Source organism: Crossiella sp. CA-258035 (assembly GCF_030064675.1).
Classification (GTDB): domain Bacteria; phylum Actinomycetota; class Actinomycetes; order Mycobacteriales; family Pseudonocardiaceae; genus Crossiella.
In genome coordinates this window covers 1719476-1734138 of the sequence record NZ_CP116413.1, presented here as the reverse complement: position 1 = coordinate 1734138, position 14663 = coordinate 1719476, and the positions used below count along the sequence as shown (strand labels likewise).

14 protein-coding genes are annotated in these 14663 nt (G+C 70.8%); 5 read left to right on the top strand and 9 right to left on the bottom strand.

Translation table 11 applies throughout. The features are described from left to right. Positions 1 to 2115: a glycosyltransferase gene (locus tag N8J89_RS08525; RefSeq protein ID WP_283663802.1), complete on the bottom strand. Its 2115-nt coding sequence runs from the start codon at positions 2113 to 2115 to the stop codon at positions 1 to 3. A 28-nt stretch (positions 2116 to 2143) separates the two neighbouring features. On the opposite strand from N8J89_RS08525, the gene rfbC reads away from it, so the two are divergent. After that, a complete protein-coding gene (rfbC, locus tag N8J89_RS08520) occupies positions 2144 to 2689 on the top strand; it encodes a dTDP-4-dehydrorhamnose 3,5-epimerase (protein WP_283663801.1) in 546 nt (181 codons plus the stop codon). Between the two features lie 173 nt (positions 2690 to 2862). Here rfbC and N8J89_RS08515 read toward each other — a convergent pair whose 3' ends face one another. From N8J89_RS08515 to N8J89_RS08490, 6 genes are all read right to left on the bottom strand, one after another. Beyond that, a complete protein-coding gene (locus tag N8J89_RS08515; protein WP_283663800.1) occupies positions 2863 to 3897 on the bottom strand; it encodes an NAD-dependent epimerase/dehydratase family protein in 1035 nt (344 codons plus the stop codon). Positions 3898 to 3902: 5 nt separating this feature from the next. Then, positions 3903 to 4556, bottom strand: coding sequence for a PIG-L deacetylase family protein (locus N8J89_RS08510; protein ID WP_283663799.1), 654 nt, complete (start codon positions 4554 to 4556; stop codon positions 3903 to 3905). Position 4557: 1 nt separating this feature from the next. Continuing rightward, a complete protein-coding gene (locus N8J89_RS08505) occupies positions 4558 to 5382 on the bottom strand; it encodes a sugar phosphate nucleotidyltransferase (protein WP_283663798.1) in 825 nt (274 codons plus the stop codon). After that, positions 5379 to 6647 carry a class I SAM-dependent methyltransferase gene (locus N8J89_RS08500; protein ID WP_283666117.1) on the bottom strand — a complete coding sequence of 423 codons (1269 nt, stop codon included), beginning with the start codon at positions 6645 to 6647 and terminating at the stop codon, positions 5379 to 5381. The genes N8J89_RS08505 and N8J89_RS08500 overlap by 4 nt, the downstream gene beginning before the upstream one ends. Then, a complete protein-coding gene (locus N8J89_RS08495) occupies positions 6644 to 8017 on the bottom strand; it encodes a sugar transferase (RefSeq protein ID WP_283663797.1) in 1374 nt (457 codons plus the stop codon). The genes N8J89_RS08500 and N8J89_RS08495 overlap by 4 nt, the downstream gene beginning before the upstream one ends. Positions 8018 to 8458: 441 nt before the next feature. Further along, positions 8459 to 9274 carry a hypothetical protein gene (locus N8J89_RS08490; protein ID WP_283663796.1) on the bottom strand — a complete coding sequence of 272 codons (816 nt, stop codon included), beginning with the start codon at positions 9272 to 9274 and terminating at the stop codon, positions 8459 to 8461. A gap of 35 nt (positions 9275 to 9309) precedes the next feature. Here N8J89_RS08490 and N8J89_RS08485 point away from each other — a divergent pair, with 35 nt between their 5' ends. The 3 genes from N8J89_RS08485 to N8J89_RS08475 are packed head-to-tail and all read left to right on the top strand — an operon-like array spanning position 9310 to position 12420. Continuing rightward, complete coding sequence (locus N8J89_RS08485; RefSeq protein ID WP_283663795.1) at positions 9310 to 9777, top strand: MarR family winged helix-turn-helix transcriptional regulator; 468 nt, start codon at positions 9310 to 9312, stop codon at positions 9775 to 9777. Further along, a complete protein-coding gene (locus tag N8J89_RS08480; RefSeq protein ID WP_283663794.1) occupies positions 9777 to 10397 on the top strand; it encodes a TetR/AcrR family transcriptional regulator in 621 nt (206 codons plus the stop codon). Before N8J89_RS08485 ends, N8J89_RS08480 begins: the two co-directional genes overlap by 1 nt. 10 nt (positions 10398 to 10407) lie before the next feature. Next, a complete protein-coding gene (locus tag N8J89_RS08475) occupies positions 10408 to 12420 on the top strand; it encodes an MDR family MFS transporter (protein ID WP_283663793.1) in 2013 nt (670 codons plus the stop codon). A 7-nt stretch (positions 12421 to 12427) separates the two neighbouring features. On the opposite strand, the gene N8J89_RS08470 is transcribed toward N8J89_RS08475, so the two are convergent. Continuing rightward, on the bottom strand, positions 12428 to 12721 hold the full coding sequence (locus N8J89_RS08470; RefSeq protein WP_283663792.1) for a hypothetical protein: 294 nt from the start codon (positions 12719 to 12721) through the stop codon (positions 12428 to 12430). A gap of 318 nt (positions 12722 to 13039) precedes the next feature. Between N8J89_RS08470 and N8J89_RS08465 the strand changes: the two genes are divergently transcribed. Continuing rightward, positions 13040 to 13243, top strand: a complete 204-nt coding sequence (locus tag N8J89_RS08465) for a hypothetical protein (protein ID WP_283663791.1) — start codon at positions 13040 to 13042, stop codon at positions 13241 to 13243. Between the two features lie 59 nt (positions 13244 to 13302). Here N8J89_RS08465 and N8J89_RS08460 read toward each other — a convergent pair whose 3' ends face one another. Then, the gene (locus N8J89_RS08460; protein ID WP_283663790.1) at positions 13303 to 14634 is read right to left on the bottom strand and encodes an FAD-binding oxidoreductase; all 1332 of its coding nucleotides are present in this window, start codon (positions 14632 to 14634) and stop codon (positions 13303 to 13305) included. Positions 14635 to 14663 lie beyond the last annotated feature (29 nt).

Below are 14663 nucleotides of genomic sequence, written 5' to 3'. Positions count from 1 at the left end.
TCACCGATCGTCCGGGCGTCCCGGCCCGGTGATCATTCTCGCTCCGTCCACCGCGGCCCGCGCCACGTTGCGCGCCATCGGCACCGCGTTGGCCTTGAACCAGGGCCGCAACGCCCACAGCGCGCGGCCGAGCTCGGCGCCCCGCAGCGGTGAGTTGCGCACCGCCTTGAGGTACCAGCCGGCCTCCTCGACGTTGGGCAGGACCAGCTTGCGGCCGTCGGTGCGTTGCTGCCGGTACCAGTCACGCTGGGAGACGCTCTGGGTCAGCCTGCGCTCGTGCAGCCGGTGGAAGAGCAGGTCCTGCTCGACCTCGGCGAAGGGTCCGTGCAGCGCCAGTTCGGCGACCAGGACGCGGTCGTTGTTCTTCACCGGCGGCAGCAACAGCGTACGCAGGAGCACCTCCCGCTTCATCAGCCCGTAGCAGTGGTAGTTCTCATGTTCCAGCTCGATCAGGTCGCTCAGCCGCACCACCGGGTCCAGGTGGTTGGTGCGGCAGGGGTTGCGCCAGACTCCCAGGGTCTGCCCGTCCCGGTCGATCTGCCGGGCGGCGCTGAAGGACAGCACCGCGAACGGGTCGCTCTCCAGCGCCTCCAGCAGCAGCCGCAGCCGGTCGGGGTGCGAGGCGTCGTCGGCGGCCGCCCACAGGAAGTAGGGGCTGTGCACCTCGCGGACCAGCATGTTGTGGTTGGCGGTGACCCCGACGTTCTCCGCCCGCCGCAGGTAGCGCACCCGCTCGTCCTTGCCCGCCAGCTCGCGGCAGATGTCCTCGGTGCCGTCGTCGGAGCAGTTGTCCGCGATGTGCAGCTCGAAGTCGACCCCGCGCTGGGCCAGCAGCGAGTCCAGCGCGCCTTGCAGGTAGGGCTTGCCGTTGCGCACCGGGAAGCCGACCGCGACCGGCGCGGGCACCTTCCGGATGAGCGCCGGGGCCGGTCGCGGGGCGGGCTGGGGGCGGTCGTCGGTCGGGGCGCTCATCGGGGGTTCCTCTCTGCGGACCGGCTCGGCCGGACGTGGCTCGGGTTCGGCGATGACCCAGCCGGTGATCTCCGGATAGGCGGCCCTGACCTCGTCGAGCAGGTCGGGCAGGAAGAGCAGCACCTCATCGGGCGCGGCCTCGATCAGTCGGGCCGGCGCGATCACGGGCACCCCGCTGCCCGGCATCCGCCGTCCCTGCTTTCCCGGCGAGGCATCGGCCACCGCGGGCAGCAGCTCCCGGTCCACCCCGGCCGCGCAGAGCAGCGCCACCGCCCTGGAGGCGGCCCCGTAGCCCAGCACCCGCCTGCCCTCGGCACGCGCGGCCACCAGGTAGCCGCGCAGGGCCGCCGCGCTGGCGGTGACCTGGCGCTGCACACCGCCCAGCACCGCCGGATCGGTGACCCCGAGCGAGCTCTCCCCGATCAGCAACGCGGACAGCGCCGGGTCGGGCGCGGCCGGTCCCTTGACCGCGGCCAGCAGCACGGTGCCGCCGTAGAGGTCGAACACCCAGGCCGAGCGCGGGCACAGCCCGGCCACGGTGAGCATCCTGGCCAGCGCCGGGGTCGAGTAGTAGGCGTAGTGGCCGTGCCGCAACGCGTTCCACTGTCCACATCGGACAATGGTAGCCAGCGAGTGGAACTGGACCAGCAGCACACCACCGGTCTCCAGCCGGTCTGCCCGCTCCTTGACCGCGGCGGCCTGGTCGGCGTGGTGCATGAGCCCGAAGCAGTCCAGCACCACCTGCGCGGACTCCCCGTCGGCGACCGGGCGCAGGCCGCGCTCGGCCAGCCGGGGCAGCCAGGAGCCGCCGTGCGGGCTGCCGTACTCCGCGACGGTGGCCCCCTCCGGCAGCAGCCCGGCGGCGGCCACCCGGTGGACCGCGTCGGCGGCCTGGTGCACGAGTGCCGCGGGTTCGGTGGCCAGCGGCTCCTCCGGCACGGTCGGGTCGTCGAGCAGCTGGGCCAGCCCGCAGTCCTCGCACAGCCACAGCTGCAACGGGTAGGCCGGGTCGGGGCCGGAGTCGGCAGCGGGCGGGAAGTGGTCGCAGGCCGGTTGGGTGTGCAGGTCCAGCACGATCCGCCCGCGCACCCCTCGGCAGAACCGGCAGGCGTGCCGGGCGCCACCCGTCTGGTCAGTCCCCATGGCGGGCCCGCTCGTGCAAGATGCCCGGGTGGAGATCCGCCGCACCGACCTCGCCGACGTCCTGCTGTTCCTGCCCAGCCCGCACCGGGACGACCGCGGCCTGTTCACCCGCACCTTCGACGCCGACATCGCCGCCGCGCACGGCCTTGACCCCGATGCCTTCCGCCAGGACTCGCAGTCCCGCTCGCACCGGGGCGTGCTGCGCGGCCTGCACGGCCGGCTCGGCCGCGGCGAGGCCAAGCTGGTCCGCTGCGCCCGCGGCGCGGTGCACGACGTGCTGGTCGACGCCCGCCCCGGCTCGCCCACCTTCGGCCGCCACCAGGCCTTCCGCCTGGACGACGAGACCTTCGCGCACCTGTACGTGCCGCCGGGTTTCCTGCACGGCTTCCAGGTGCTCAGCGAGACCGCCGACGTCTGCTACCGCATCGACCGCCCGCACGACCCGGCCGAGGACGTCGCGGTCCGCTACGACGACCCGGACCTGGCCATCGACTGGCCCCAGGAGGTCCGCATGCTCAGCCCCCGCGACGCCGCCGCCGGCACCTGGGCCACCCTCCGCGACACCCTGAGCTGACCCCTCCCCACCGTGTTGGCCGAACTCGTACGGAGTGTTGGCCGAACTCGTACCCGGTGTTGGCCGTTGTGGGCGAGGCGCACCGCTTCTGCTGTCCGTTTCGGCCAACGTGGCGTACGACAACGGCCAACACGGCGTACGACAACGGCCAACACGGCGGAGGGTTGAGGCGGTCACGGGACCGGCTCCCGCACCGGGCGGAGGTCGGGGGCGAGGGTGCCGGCGTCCCTGCGGTCGGACAGGCGGGGCAGGCGGGTGAAGCGGCGCTGGAAGGACTCCTGGGTCAGGCCGTGCTTGCGGTAGGCGTCGGCCAGTTCCGCCGCGCCGCCCAGCACAGTCCACTGTGGACGGTACTCGGGCAGCACCTCGGTGATCTTGGCGAAGTCCACCCGGTAGGAGCGCGGGTCGTTGCCGGCCTCGCCGGTGATCAGCAGCTCGGAGCCGGGCACCGCGGCCACCACCGACTCGGCGATCTGGGCCACGGTCAGGTTGTTCTCCGCCATGCCCACGTTGAACGCCTGGCAGTGCACGGCCTCGGCGGGCGCGTGCAGCGCGGCCAGGAAGGCCGCCGCGATGTCCGCGGCGTGCACCAGTGGCCGCCACGGGGTGCCGTCGGAGAGCACCCGGACCTGGCCGGTCAGGATGGCGTGGCCGACCAGGTTGTTCAGCACGATGTCCGCGCGCAGCCTCGGCGAGAAGCCGAAGGCGGTGGCGTTGCGCAGGAACACCGGACTGAAGCCGTCCCCGGCCAGGTGCACCAGGTCGTCCTCCACCCGGACCTTGCTCTCCGCGTACGGGGTGACCGGCCGCAGCGGCGCGCTCTCCCCGACCAGCTCCTCGCCCGCCGCGCCGTAGACCGAGCAGGTCGAGGCGTAGAGGAACCGGGCGACCCCGGCCTCCTTGGCCAGCCGGGCCAGCCGCACCGAGGCGGCATGGTTGATGTCGTAGGTCAGGCCGGGCTCCAGCGACCCGAGCGGGTCGTTGGACAGCGCGGCCAGGTGGACCACCGCGTCGAACCCGGCGACGTGCTCGGCGGTGACGTCCCGCAGGTCGACGGCGAAACCGTCCGGGTCGGCCGGTTCCGGGCCGAGCACGCAGTCGGCGAACAGGCCGGAGTCCAGGCCGTGCACCTGGTGCCCGGCCGCGGTCAGCGCCGGGGCCATGACGCTGCCGAGGTAACCCTGGTGGCCGGTGAGCAGCACCCGCATCGTTCTCACCCTTCCGCGTCCAGCCGGAGCTGGACCTTGTCCGTGTGGAAGGCCTCCGCGTACCGGGCGCGGGTCTGCACGCCGCGGATCCGGGCGAGGCCGAGGAAGGTCTCCCGGTCGAACCAGTCCTTGTCCCGCTGAGACGGGTAGTGCGCGTCGAGCAGCGTGGCCTTGGCCTGCGCGACGGCGGGTTCGAGTGGCTGGAAGACGGTGGGCTGGGCGAGGTCGCTCTCCCACTTGAGGATCTCGTAGCCCAGCCGCAGCTGGTCCCGGAACACCTGCGGGACCAGCTCGGCCAGGGCGCGGTGGTCCTGGTGCGCGTCGTGCGGCGCGGGCGCGAAGACCACCTCGGCCTCGACCCGCGCGCGGAAGGTGGCCAGCTCCTCCTTGGCCCGGCCCCAGTGCTGGGGCACCCGGCCGTCGGGCAGGTCGAGCACGGTGACGTCCAGGTCCGCGCCGGGGCAGAAGGCGGCCAGCGCGGCCCGCTCCTCGTCCTCGCGCTTGCTGCCCGCGCCGGTGAGCACCAGCGCGCTCACCCGTTGCCCCGGCCGGGCCGCGCACAGCGACAGCAGCGTGCCGCCGCAGCCGATGGCGATGTCGTCACAGTGCGCGCCGAGCACCACCACGGGCACCGGCCCGGGCGGGGACAGCGAGAGCACCTCAGACCCCGCTCAGCCGGAGCACCTTGGCCACGGGCGCCGACTCCTCGGCCTCCCGCTCCCACAACATCCACGGGCGGTCGCCGTTCTGGTAGCCCTGTTCCAGCGCCACCCGCTCCTTCACCGTGTCCGCGGGCTGCCAGAAACCGCGGTAGGGATAGGCCAGCAGCTTGCCCTGCTTGGCCAGTTCCCCGCAGCCGTCCTCGACCAGGTCCCCGTTCTCCGGGATGTGGTCGAAAACCTCCTGGCGGAGCACGAAGAAACCGCCGTTCTCCCACAGCGGCAGGCTGCTCACCGGGGTGATCCCGGCGACCTTGCCGTTGTCCCCCAGGTCCACGCAGTGGAAGGAGGACTGCGGCGGCACCACCATCATCGAGGCCGAGGCCCCGCTGCCGGCGAACCGGCGGACCATCTCATCCAGCGGCGCGTCGGTGAGCACGTCGGCGTAGTTGGCCAGGAACATCTCCTCGCCCGCCACCAGGTGCCGGACCCGGCGCAGCCGCTCGCCGATCGGCGAGTTCTGGCCGGTCTGCGCGAAGGTGATGGTCCAGTCGCTGATATCAGTCGAGAGCAGCTCGACCTTGCCGTTGCGCAGCACGAAATCGTTTGACGCCGTTTCCGAGTAGTTCAGGAAGAAGTCTTTGATGTACTGCGCACCGTATCCCAGGCACAGGATGAAGTCCTTGTGCCCGAAATGCGCGTAGTACCGCATCACGTGCCAGAGCAACGGACGTGGCCCGACCGGGTGCATCGGCTTGGGCAGATCGTCGGCGGAGCCGTTGCGCATGCGCATCCCGTAACCGCCGCAGAACAGCACTACCTTCATGGGTTCACCTCATTGTGTCCGTCGGCCGTGCCGGCTGCGGGGTCGACTATCGAGAGCTCGGGAATGGGAAAAACCAGACGTCCGCCCCATTCGGCCACATATCGGAGTTGCTCGGTCAGCTCGGCGCGCAGGTTCCAGGGCAGCACCAGCACGTAGTCCGGCCGGTCCTGCTCGATCCGCGCCACCGGCAGCACCGGGATCCGGGTGCCGGGGGTGAACCGCCCGTGCTTGTACGGGTTGCGGTCCACGGTGTAGCGCAGCAGGTCCGGCCGGATCCCGCAGTGGTTGAGCAGCGTGTTGCCCTTGCCCGGCGCGCCGTAGCCGACCACGGTCTTGCCCGCCTCGGCCGCCTCGACGAGGAAGCGCAGCAGGTCCCGGCGGACCTTGGCCACCTGCCTGCCGAACTCGGCGTACCCGGCGACGGTGTGCAGCCCGGCCGCGGCCTCCTCGGCGAGGACCGCGGCCACCCGTGCCTCCGGCTCCCCGGCGACCTCGCTGGGCCGCGCCCACAGCCGGATGGACCCGCCGTGGGTGGGCAGCAGCTCGACGTCGACCAGGGTCAGGCCGCCGCTGGCCAGCGCGCGCTGCGCCGCGGCGACGGTGTAGTACTGGAAGTGCTCGTGGTAGATCGTGTCGTACTGGGTGTGCCGGATCAGCGTGAGCAGGTGCTGGACCTCGATGGAGACCCAGCCGTCCTCGGCCACCAGCGCCCGCAGGCCCTGGGTGAAGCCGAGCACGTCCGGGATGTGCGCGTAGACGTTGTTGGCCACCACCAGGTCGGCGGGCCCGTGCTCGGCGCGCACCGCCGCCCCGGTCTCCGCGGAGAGGAACTCGGTCACGGTGGGCACGCCCTTGGCCCGCGCCGCCTCGCCCACGTTCACCGAGGGCTCGACGCCGAGGCAGCGGATGCCCCTGGCCAGCACGTGCTGCAGCAGGTAGCCGTCGTTGCTGGCCACCTCCACCACGAAGGAGTCACCGCCGAGACCGAGGCGCTGGGCTGCCTCGGTGACGAACTTCTCCGCGTGCGCCACCCAGGAGGTGGAGAAGGAGGAGAAGTAGGCGTACTCGGTGAAGGTGTCCTCCGGCGTGATCAGCGGCGGCAGCTGCGCCAGCAGGCAGTCCCCGCACACCCGCAGGTGCAGCGGATAGGTCTGCTCCGGCGCGTCGAGCTCGGCCGCGGTGAGGAAGTGCTCACACGGCGGGCTCGCGCCCAGGTCGACCACGCTGTGCAGCGTGGCGGAGCCGCACAGTCGGCAGGTCATCAGTACGCACCCCGCCCACCGACGACCGCCGAGGCGGTCTTCCACAGGATCACCAGGTCCATGAACAACGACCAACTCTCCACATAACGCAGGTCCAGCCGCACCGACTCCTCCCATGACAGGTCGCTGCGCCCGCTGACCTGCCACAACCCGGTCAGGCCCGGTTTGACCAACAGGCGCCTGCGCGCGTCGGGGCCGTAGCGGGCGACCTCCTCCGGCAGCGGCGGGCGCGGGCCGACCAGGGACATCGAGCCGGCCAGCACGTTGAACAGCTGGGGCAGCTCGTCGAGGGAGTAGCGGCGCAACACCGCACCTACCTTGGTCACCCTCGGGTCCCGGCGCAGCTTGAACAGCGGTCCTGCCGCCTGGTTGGCTGACTCGTAGTCGGCCTTGCGGCGGTCCGCGTCCGGCACCATGGACCGGAACTTGAGCATGGTGAACCGCCGCCCGTCCCGGCCCACCCGCGACTGCCGGTAGAGCACCGGGCCGCGGCTGGTGCACTTGATGGCCAGCGCGATGCCCAGGAACGCCGGGCTGAGCAGCACGGTCAGCAGCAGCGCGGACACCCGGTCCACCGCCGCCTTGACCAGCCAGCCGATCCCGCTGAAGGTGGGCGCGCTGACCCAGAGCATGGTCAGCCCGAACACCGGGGCCACGTGCAGCCTCGGCCCGGCGATCTCCACCAGCGAGGGCGCCACCACCAGCTCGGCGGTGCTGCCCTCCAGCTGCCAGGCCAGCTGCTGCAACCGCGGCGGGGTCCAGTCGGTGGACCCGGCCACGGCCACCATCCGGTAGCCGCCCAGCCGGACCCGGTCGACCAGGTCGTCCAGGTCGCCGACCACCGGCACCCCGGCGATCTCACCCGGCACCCGGACGCCCGCGCCGGCGCCGTGCGGCGTGCACACGGCCTCCACCCGCCAGCCCAGGTGCGAGTCCCTGCGGGTGCGCTCGATCAGGTCGCGCACCGCCTCCGGACTGCCCGCGGCCAGCACCGGCAGCAGGCAGCTGCCCTGCCGGCGCCGGCGGTGCAGCACCCGGCGCAGCAGGTAGCGGACCGGGATCGCGATCCCGGCGAAGGCGGGCAGCGCGGCGAACACCCAGCCCCGCATCCCCTGTGCCTGGATGGCCAGCGCGGCCAGCGCCAGCACCACCATGCCGGTCAGCGCGGCGCGCCCGACCCGGCGGAACTCCTCGGGGCCCTGTCCCAGCACCCTGGGGTCCCAGGCCCGGTTCAGCGGCAGGGCCAGCACCGCGGTAGCCGCGGTGACCAGACCCAGCAACAGCTCAAGACGCCCCGTTCCCGGCGTCCCGTTGATCACGAACACTCCGACCGCGACCACCGCGCACACGATGGCCAGCAGGTCTCCCACCACGACCGCCAGCTGGTATCGCAGCTCCCACCCTGCGAAAACCTTCCGGCCCTGTAACGCGGGGGCCTCGGTTGCCGATACTTTCTTCTCTCCCGTTTGCCACAAAGCGGCTCGCACTTATTCACCTCGCGGTAACGCCACCATTTTTTGGGCATGGGAGAGCCACGTGTGTTACCCAATCCCCCGTGACCAGGTAACGGCCAACGCCTGCCTGTCGGTGACTTACTGAAAGCCGCCTGGCCGCGCCCAGGCTGAAGCTTCTGTCCCCGTAGATTCCGCGCTGCGTGAAACTCCCCCGCCGCAGGAAGGTAGTCGACGTCAAAAACAGACAAAAATCGTCCGAACGGGGGACGCAACTGACCGGTAGTCAGGTTTTACTCCACACGGCGTACTACTTAGACCCGATTGGCGTAATGAGGCCGCTACCGTTCGGTCTCATTTCGATCACTCGGAGACATCGGCCACAGTCGACTCGTTACGACTCGGTGACCTCATTTCACCCGCATGTGGGACCTTCGGCGGGGTAATCAGCTCGGTTGGCGGGCGGGCCGCGGGGATGAGCGGCCGGGAAGGGTCCGGCCGGGCGGGCTTGGTCAGGTAGGGCCGCAGCAGTCTGGTGAGCGCCAAACCCGGCGCGAGCAGCGGAACCATGCCCGATAGGGCAGCCGCGACCGCCCCAGCGGTCAGCACGTCCACCGGCAGCAGCCGCGCCCGGCGGTCGACCAGCTTGCCGCGGCCGGGCAGCGCGCACAGCGCCAGCAGCGCGATGAACCCGGCCAGCACCAGCACCGCCCTGGAGATCGCCGGCTGGTAGCCCAGCCCCTCGGCCGCGGCCATCACCAGCAGCCAGCCGGCCAGCGCGGGCAGCAGGGTCCGCTCGGTGGTGGCCGCCCACAGCAGCCCGGCCACCCAGGCGGTCGCGGTGAGCAGCCCGGCGTGCGCCGGATCGCGCAGCCAGCCGCCGACCACGTCCAGCCAGCCCGCGGCGCCCTGGCCAAAACGCGACAGCACCGCGCGCGGCACGTCCAGCGGGGTGAACACCGCGCCGGTGGTGTTGAACTGGGCGCCGACCCAGACCAGCACCCACACCGAGATCGGCCAGGCCAGCGCCAACTGCCAGCGGGGACGGGTGACCGCGGTCGCCCAGGCACCGGGAAGTTCACGCCACCTCGACCACGTCACAGCCACGTCCTCGATCCTGGTGTGGTCGCCGTCGGTGAGCAACCCACAACGGAGCGCGTCCAGCAGAAAATCGTTCAACCGGGGAATTGTTGCCCCGGCAGTAGAGTGCCCCCATGCACCACGGCGGCTATCCCCATGGCGGCAGCTCGGCGTTCCTGTTGGCGCAGCTCGGGTTCACCGCGGCCAGGCGGTTCGCCGAACGGCTGGCCCCGCTGGACCTGGAGCCCAGGCACGTCGGCCTGCTCCGCGTGGTGGCCGCGGCCGAGGGGCAGTCCCAGCAGGCCATCGGCGAGCGGATGCGGATCGCGCCCAGCCGGATGGTCGCCTTCGTCGACGACCTGGAGGCGCGCGGCCTGGTGCAGCGCAAGCGCAACCCGGCCGACCGCCGCGCCTACGCCCTGCACCTGACCGGGCGCGGCCGGGAGCTGCTGGAGACCGCGCTGGCCGAGGCGGCCAGGCACGACGCGGAGATCACCGCCCCGCTCTCCGAGCAGGAGCGGCACAGCCTGCACGAGCTGCTGACCAAGCTGGCCGAGGCGCACGAACTGGACCAGCACCGGCTCCCCGGCGGGCCGCACTGATGGCCTCGCGGAAGAAGGTCCCGCTCAGCGACCCGGACCGGTACCGGGAGGTGCTGACCGCGGCCCGCGCGGTGCTCGCCGAGGTCGGCTACGAGCGGTTCAACATGGACCTGGTGGCCCGCCGCGTGCAGGCCAGCAAGGCCACCCTGTACCAGCGCTGGCCGTCCAAGGCCGCGCTGATCATCGACGCCATCCACACCTACCAGGCCCGCCCGGACTGCCCGGACACCGGCTCGCTGGTGGAGGACTTCCGGTTCCTGGGCCGCTGGGCGGTCACCCAGACCAACGCGGACACCCGCGGCCTGGTCATCGGCCTGCTGGAGGGCAGCCGCCGGGACGAGGAGCTGGCCAGGCTCTACCTGGAGCGGATGCAGCAGGGCGGCCCCGACCTGGCCCAGCTGGTGGTCCAGCGCGCCGCCGAGCGCGGCGAGCTGGCCCCCGATGTGGACCTGGAGATCCTGCAGGACCTGATCGGCGCGCTGTACCTGTTCCAGCTGCTGGTGCGCGGCGTGCCACCGGACGAGCAGCTCATCGACCGGGTGGCCGACGGGATCATCGGCCCGCTTTCAACCAAACGAGCGACCACCGCCGCCCAGCAGAGCCAGGGGAACCCGCCCTAGTTTGCCAAGCATGACGGCTGCGGCAGAGGTCGAGCGCGGTTCCCGGACCAACCTGGTCTTCGGCGCGATGGTGCTCGGCCTGCTGCTGGCCGCACTGGACCAGACCATCGTGGCCACCGCACTGCCCACCATCGTCAGCGAGCTGGGCGGCGCGAACCACCTGTCCTGGGTGGTCACCGGCTACATGCTGGCCGAGACCATCGCCACCCCGCTGTTCGGCAAGTTCGGCGACCTGTTCGGCCGCAAGATCGTCTTCCAGGTCTCGGTGGCGCTGTTCACCGCGGGCTCGCTGTTCTGCGGGATGGCCACCGGCATGTTCGGCCTGGTCGCGGCGCGGGCGTTGCAGGGCTTCGGCGCCGGCGGGTTGATGGTCACCTCGATGGCACTGGTGGCCGACCTGATCCCGCTGCGCGAACGTGGCAAGTACCAGGGCCTGATGGGCTCGGTGTTCGGCGTGGTCACGGTGGCCGGCCCGCTGCTGGGCGGGCTGTTCGTGGACCAGCTCAGCTGGCGCTGGGCGTTCTACGTCAACGTGCCGCTGGGCCTGCTGGTGCTGCTGGTCGCGGGCGCGGTGATGCCCAGGGTGCCCAAGGGCGCCCGCCCGGTGATCGACTACCTGGGCATCCTGCTGCTGGCCCTGGGCGCGGGGGGCCTGACCCTGCTGACCAGCTGGGGCGGCACCACCTACGCCTGGGACTCGCCGGAGATCCTCTGGCTGGGCGTGGTCTCGCTGGTCGCGGTGGCGCTGTTCGTGCTGGTGGAGCTGCGCGCCACCGAGCCGGTGCTGCCCATGCGGCTGTTCCGGGGTCGGGTGTTCTCGGTCTCCGGCGTGCTCAGCTTCGTGATCGGCTTCGCCATGTTCGGCGGCATCACCTACCTGCCGATCTTCCTGCAGGTGGTGCAGGGCCACTCGGCGACCGAGTCCGGCCTGCGCATGCTGCCGATGGTCGCGGGCCTGATGGCCGCCTCGATCTTCAGCGGCAGCTGGGTCGGCCGCACCGGCCGCTACCGGCACTTCCCGATCATCGGCACCGGCGTCACCGCGGCCGGCCTGTGGCTGATGTCCCACCTGGACCGCGAGACCACCTTCGTCACCGCCTCGCTGTACATGCTCGTGCTCGGCGCCGGCCTGGGCCTGGGCATGCAGGTGCTGGTGATCGCGGTGCAGAACACCTGCGACTACGCCGACCTGGGCGCCGCCACCAGCGGCGTCACCTTCCTGCGCACCCTGGGCAGCTCCTTCGGCGTCGCGGTCTTCGGCGCGATCTTCTCCGCCCAGCTGACCGCGAACCTGGCAGGCGCCAACCTGCCCCCCGGCTTCGACCCGGGCGCCGCGGCCAACCCGGAGATGGTCCGCCACCTGCCCCCGGAGCTGCTCACCCCGCTGGCCACCGCCTACCAGGACAGCCTGCAAACGGTCTTCACCTGGGCCGTCCCGGTGGCGCTGCTGGCCTTCGCCATCGCCTGGCTGCTCCCCGGCGTCCAGCTCCGCGACTCGGTCCGGGACAAGGCAGGCGACCTGGGCGAGGGCTTCGGCATGCCCGAGTCCCACACGAACGAGCAGGAGCTGGAGAAGTCCGTCGCCGCCGTCTGGCAACGCAGGCGCAAGGAGCTGCGCCCCCTGCTCCGCGAACGCCTGCGCGACTGCATGGACGAGGCCGACGCCTGGCTGCTGGCGCAGATCTATCGGAACAGCAAGCAGGAGGGTCGCACCACCCTCACCGAGATCGCCGACCCCCTGGACCTGCCACCCCGGATCCTGGAACCCACGGTCACGGACCTGGTCCAGCGCGGCCTGCTCGCCCGCGAAGGCGACTGGCTGAGCTTCACCCCCGACGGCGAACAGGCCATCGTCCGCCTGACCGCCGTCTGGCGCGACTGGCTAACGGAACTGCTGGCCACCGAGGATCCTGGCCGAGGGGCAGAACTGGCTGCCGCGGTCGATCGTCTGGCAAGCCGGATGATCGCGGATCACACCACCTTGCGAGAGCGCCACTGGGAGCGCAGTCCTGCCCATTCATGATCGTGGACTAGCCGCGGACCTCACAGGTCACGTACCTGCCCACGGCCAGCGGGTTCCAGTTGCTGGCGTACTGGAGCAGGAACTTGTGCGTCTTGATGGTGACGCCACCACGCTTGTGGAAAATCGATGTGTCGATGAATTCCCATTCATATCCGGGTGCAACCTGCGAACGCGGCTCGCAGGTGGGCGGCGCCAGGTAGGGCGGCGGCTTGATATTGACATCAGCACTCGCCGTCCCGGCAGAAACAGAAAGCAGGGACGCCCCCACAAGACCGAGTGACAGCAAAAGCTTACGAATCATGAAAACCTCATATTGTTTTTGTGGCCGATCCCCCCGGATCGGCCACAAAAACGTATCAGCTCACCCAGCCAATAAAAACGTGACCAAAACAACATGTTACCAACAAAGGGGGACAGGCGATCAGTCAGCAAGACGACCGGTCATATTGAACCGATTGCGGCATCACTTATAGTAGCGGCCCGCGCACTCACGGTGATCGCAATAGTGAAGAGCGGTAACAATTACCCAGGATCCACGCCTGAGTTGACCGAAACGCACCCGGGCGAAGCGGCCCCAGGTTAGAGTCCACCGCTCGTTTCACCCGTCAAGGAGTACATCGTGCAGTTCGGCATCCTGCTCATCGTCCTGGGCCTCGGCGCTTTCCTGCTGCCGCTCATCGGCCTGCGATTCCGCATCATGGATCTGGTCGAGGACTACCAGCCCTGGGCCAGCATCGGTATCACCGTCATCGGCCTGATGATCGTGATCGCGGTCATTGTGAACCGCAAACCGCAGAACACCGGCGACCAGTCCGTCGCCTGATCGGAAGCAATTTCTGGGGGATGGCCGCCCACTGAACCGGTGGCCATCTTTCTTTTCGGCTACGGCCCCGCCAACCGCCGATCCCCACCAAACAACCCCGCCGGGTCGTAATGCGCCTTCACCTCCGCCAACCGCCCCCGATACTCCCCAGGCAACGCCCCAGCCACCTGCTCCCCCAGCCCCCCGGCCTCCGCGGGCGCCAGCAAGAAGCTCAACAGGTTCCCCCCGGTCCGCCAAGGCGCGCAGGCAGCTTCCACCCGGCGTCCGAACTCCCCCGCCTCGGCCACGCTCGTCTCATCCGGCGTCACCGCCATCGTGTACACCAGGAACTCCGCCCCCGTCGCGCCCAGCCGAGCCCCCTCGCCCGCGACGTGCCGGGCTTCCAGTGTCACGAACGACTCCCCCGGCTTGGCGAGTTCCACCAACGCCTCCGGCAGCTCCGTGACCGCGGTCGAATATCCCGTGCGCGGCAAGGGTTTCACCGGATCATTGGTCACCGTGTCGATCTCGCGGTACGGCATCTCGCGGAACGTGTCCAGCACGACTCCCGGCTGGGATCGCAAGGGGCGCAACAACTCCTCGGCCTCGCCGGCGCTACCGGCGTACGCGGCGCGCAACGCGACCAGGGTCCGGTTCCGCAAGGGTTCCGGGAGGGCGGGGCTGGCCGGGTACTGGAGGAAGGTCAGTGCGGAGGTCAGTTCCAGCGGGGTTCCGCCGGCCCATTCCCGGTACAGGGCAAAGATTTCCGGGGCGGACTCGATTGGCCAGTAGGTGGCGCCGGCGTAGACGCGGGGGACCTCGAACAGGCGCAGGCGGAGCTTGGTGACCACGCCGACGTTGGGGCCGCCGCCGCGGACTGCTTGCCACAGCTCGGGTTCGCGGTCGGCGTCGACCCAGCGGAGGCGGCCGTTGGCGGTGACGATCTCGGCGGCCAGGATGGTCTCGGCGCAGAGTCCATATTTTCTCGCCAGCCAGCCGGAGCCGCCGGTGAGGGCGTAGCCGGTGACGCCGACGTTGCCGGAGGAGCCGGACAGGCCTACTAGGCCATAGGGGTGGGCGGCTTCCAGTAGCTCCTGCCAGCGGATGCCCGCGCCGATCTCGGCGGTGCGGGCCACCGGGTCCAGGCGGATGCCGGTGAGGGCGCTGGTGTCGATCAGCAAACCGCCCTCGGCTGGGGCCAGGGCGCCGTGGCCGGTGGACTGGACGCGGACCGGGAGGCTCAGTTCGGCGGCGAAGCGGACCGCGGCCTGCACGTCGGCGGCGTCAGCCGGGGCGATCACGACCTCGGGGCGGTGCCGGATCCGGCTGTTCCACCCGGTGCAGACCTCGTCGTACCGGGGCATGTCCCGGGTGATGATCCGGCCGGTCAGCCAGCTCAGCTGTTCGCTCACCCGGGAAGCAGACCACAGACCGGCGGAGA

Bases quoted from the DNA above. Each gene is read 5' to 3' on its own strand.
- N8J89_RS08525 (WP_283663802.1), bottom strand. From the start codon at position 2,115: ATGGGGACTGACCAGACGGGTGGCGCCCGGCACGCCTGCCGGTTCTGC.
- N8J89_RS08515 (WP_283663800.1), bottom strand. From the start codon at position 3,897: ATGCGGGTGCTGCTCACCGGCCACCAGGGTTACCTCGGCAGCGTCATG.
- N8J89_RS08505 (WP_283663798.1), bottom strand. From the start codon at position 5,382: ATGAAGGTAGTGCTGTTCTGCGGCGGTTACGGGATGCGCATGCGCAAC.
- N8J89_RS08485 (WP_283663795.1), top strand. From the start codon at position 9,310: ATGCACCACGGCGGCTATCCCCATGGCGGCAGCTCGGCGTTCCTGTTG.
- N8J89_RS08480 (WP_283663794.1), top strand. From the start codon at position 9,777: ATGGCCTCGCGGAAGAAGGTCCCGCTCAGCGACCCGGACCGGTACCGG.
- N8J89_RS08475 (WP_283663793.1), top strand. From the start codon at position 10,408: ATGACGGCTGCGGCAGAGGTCGAGCGCGGTTCCCGGACCAACCTGGTC.
- N8J89_RS08470 (WP_283663792.1), bottom strand. From the start codon at position 12,721: ATGATTCGTAAGCTTTTGCTGTCACTCGGTCTTGTGGGGGCGTCCCTG.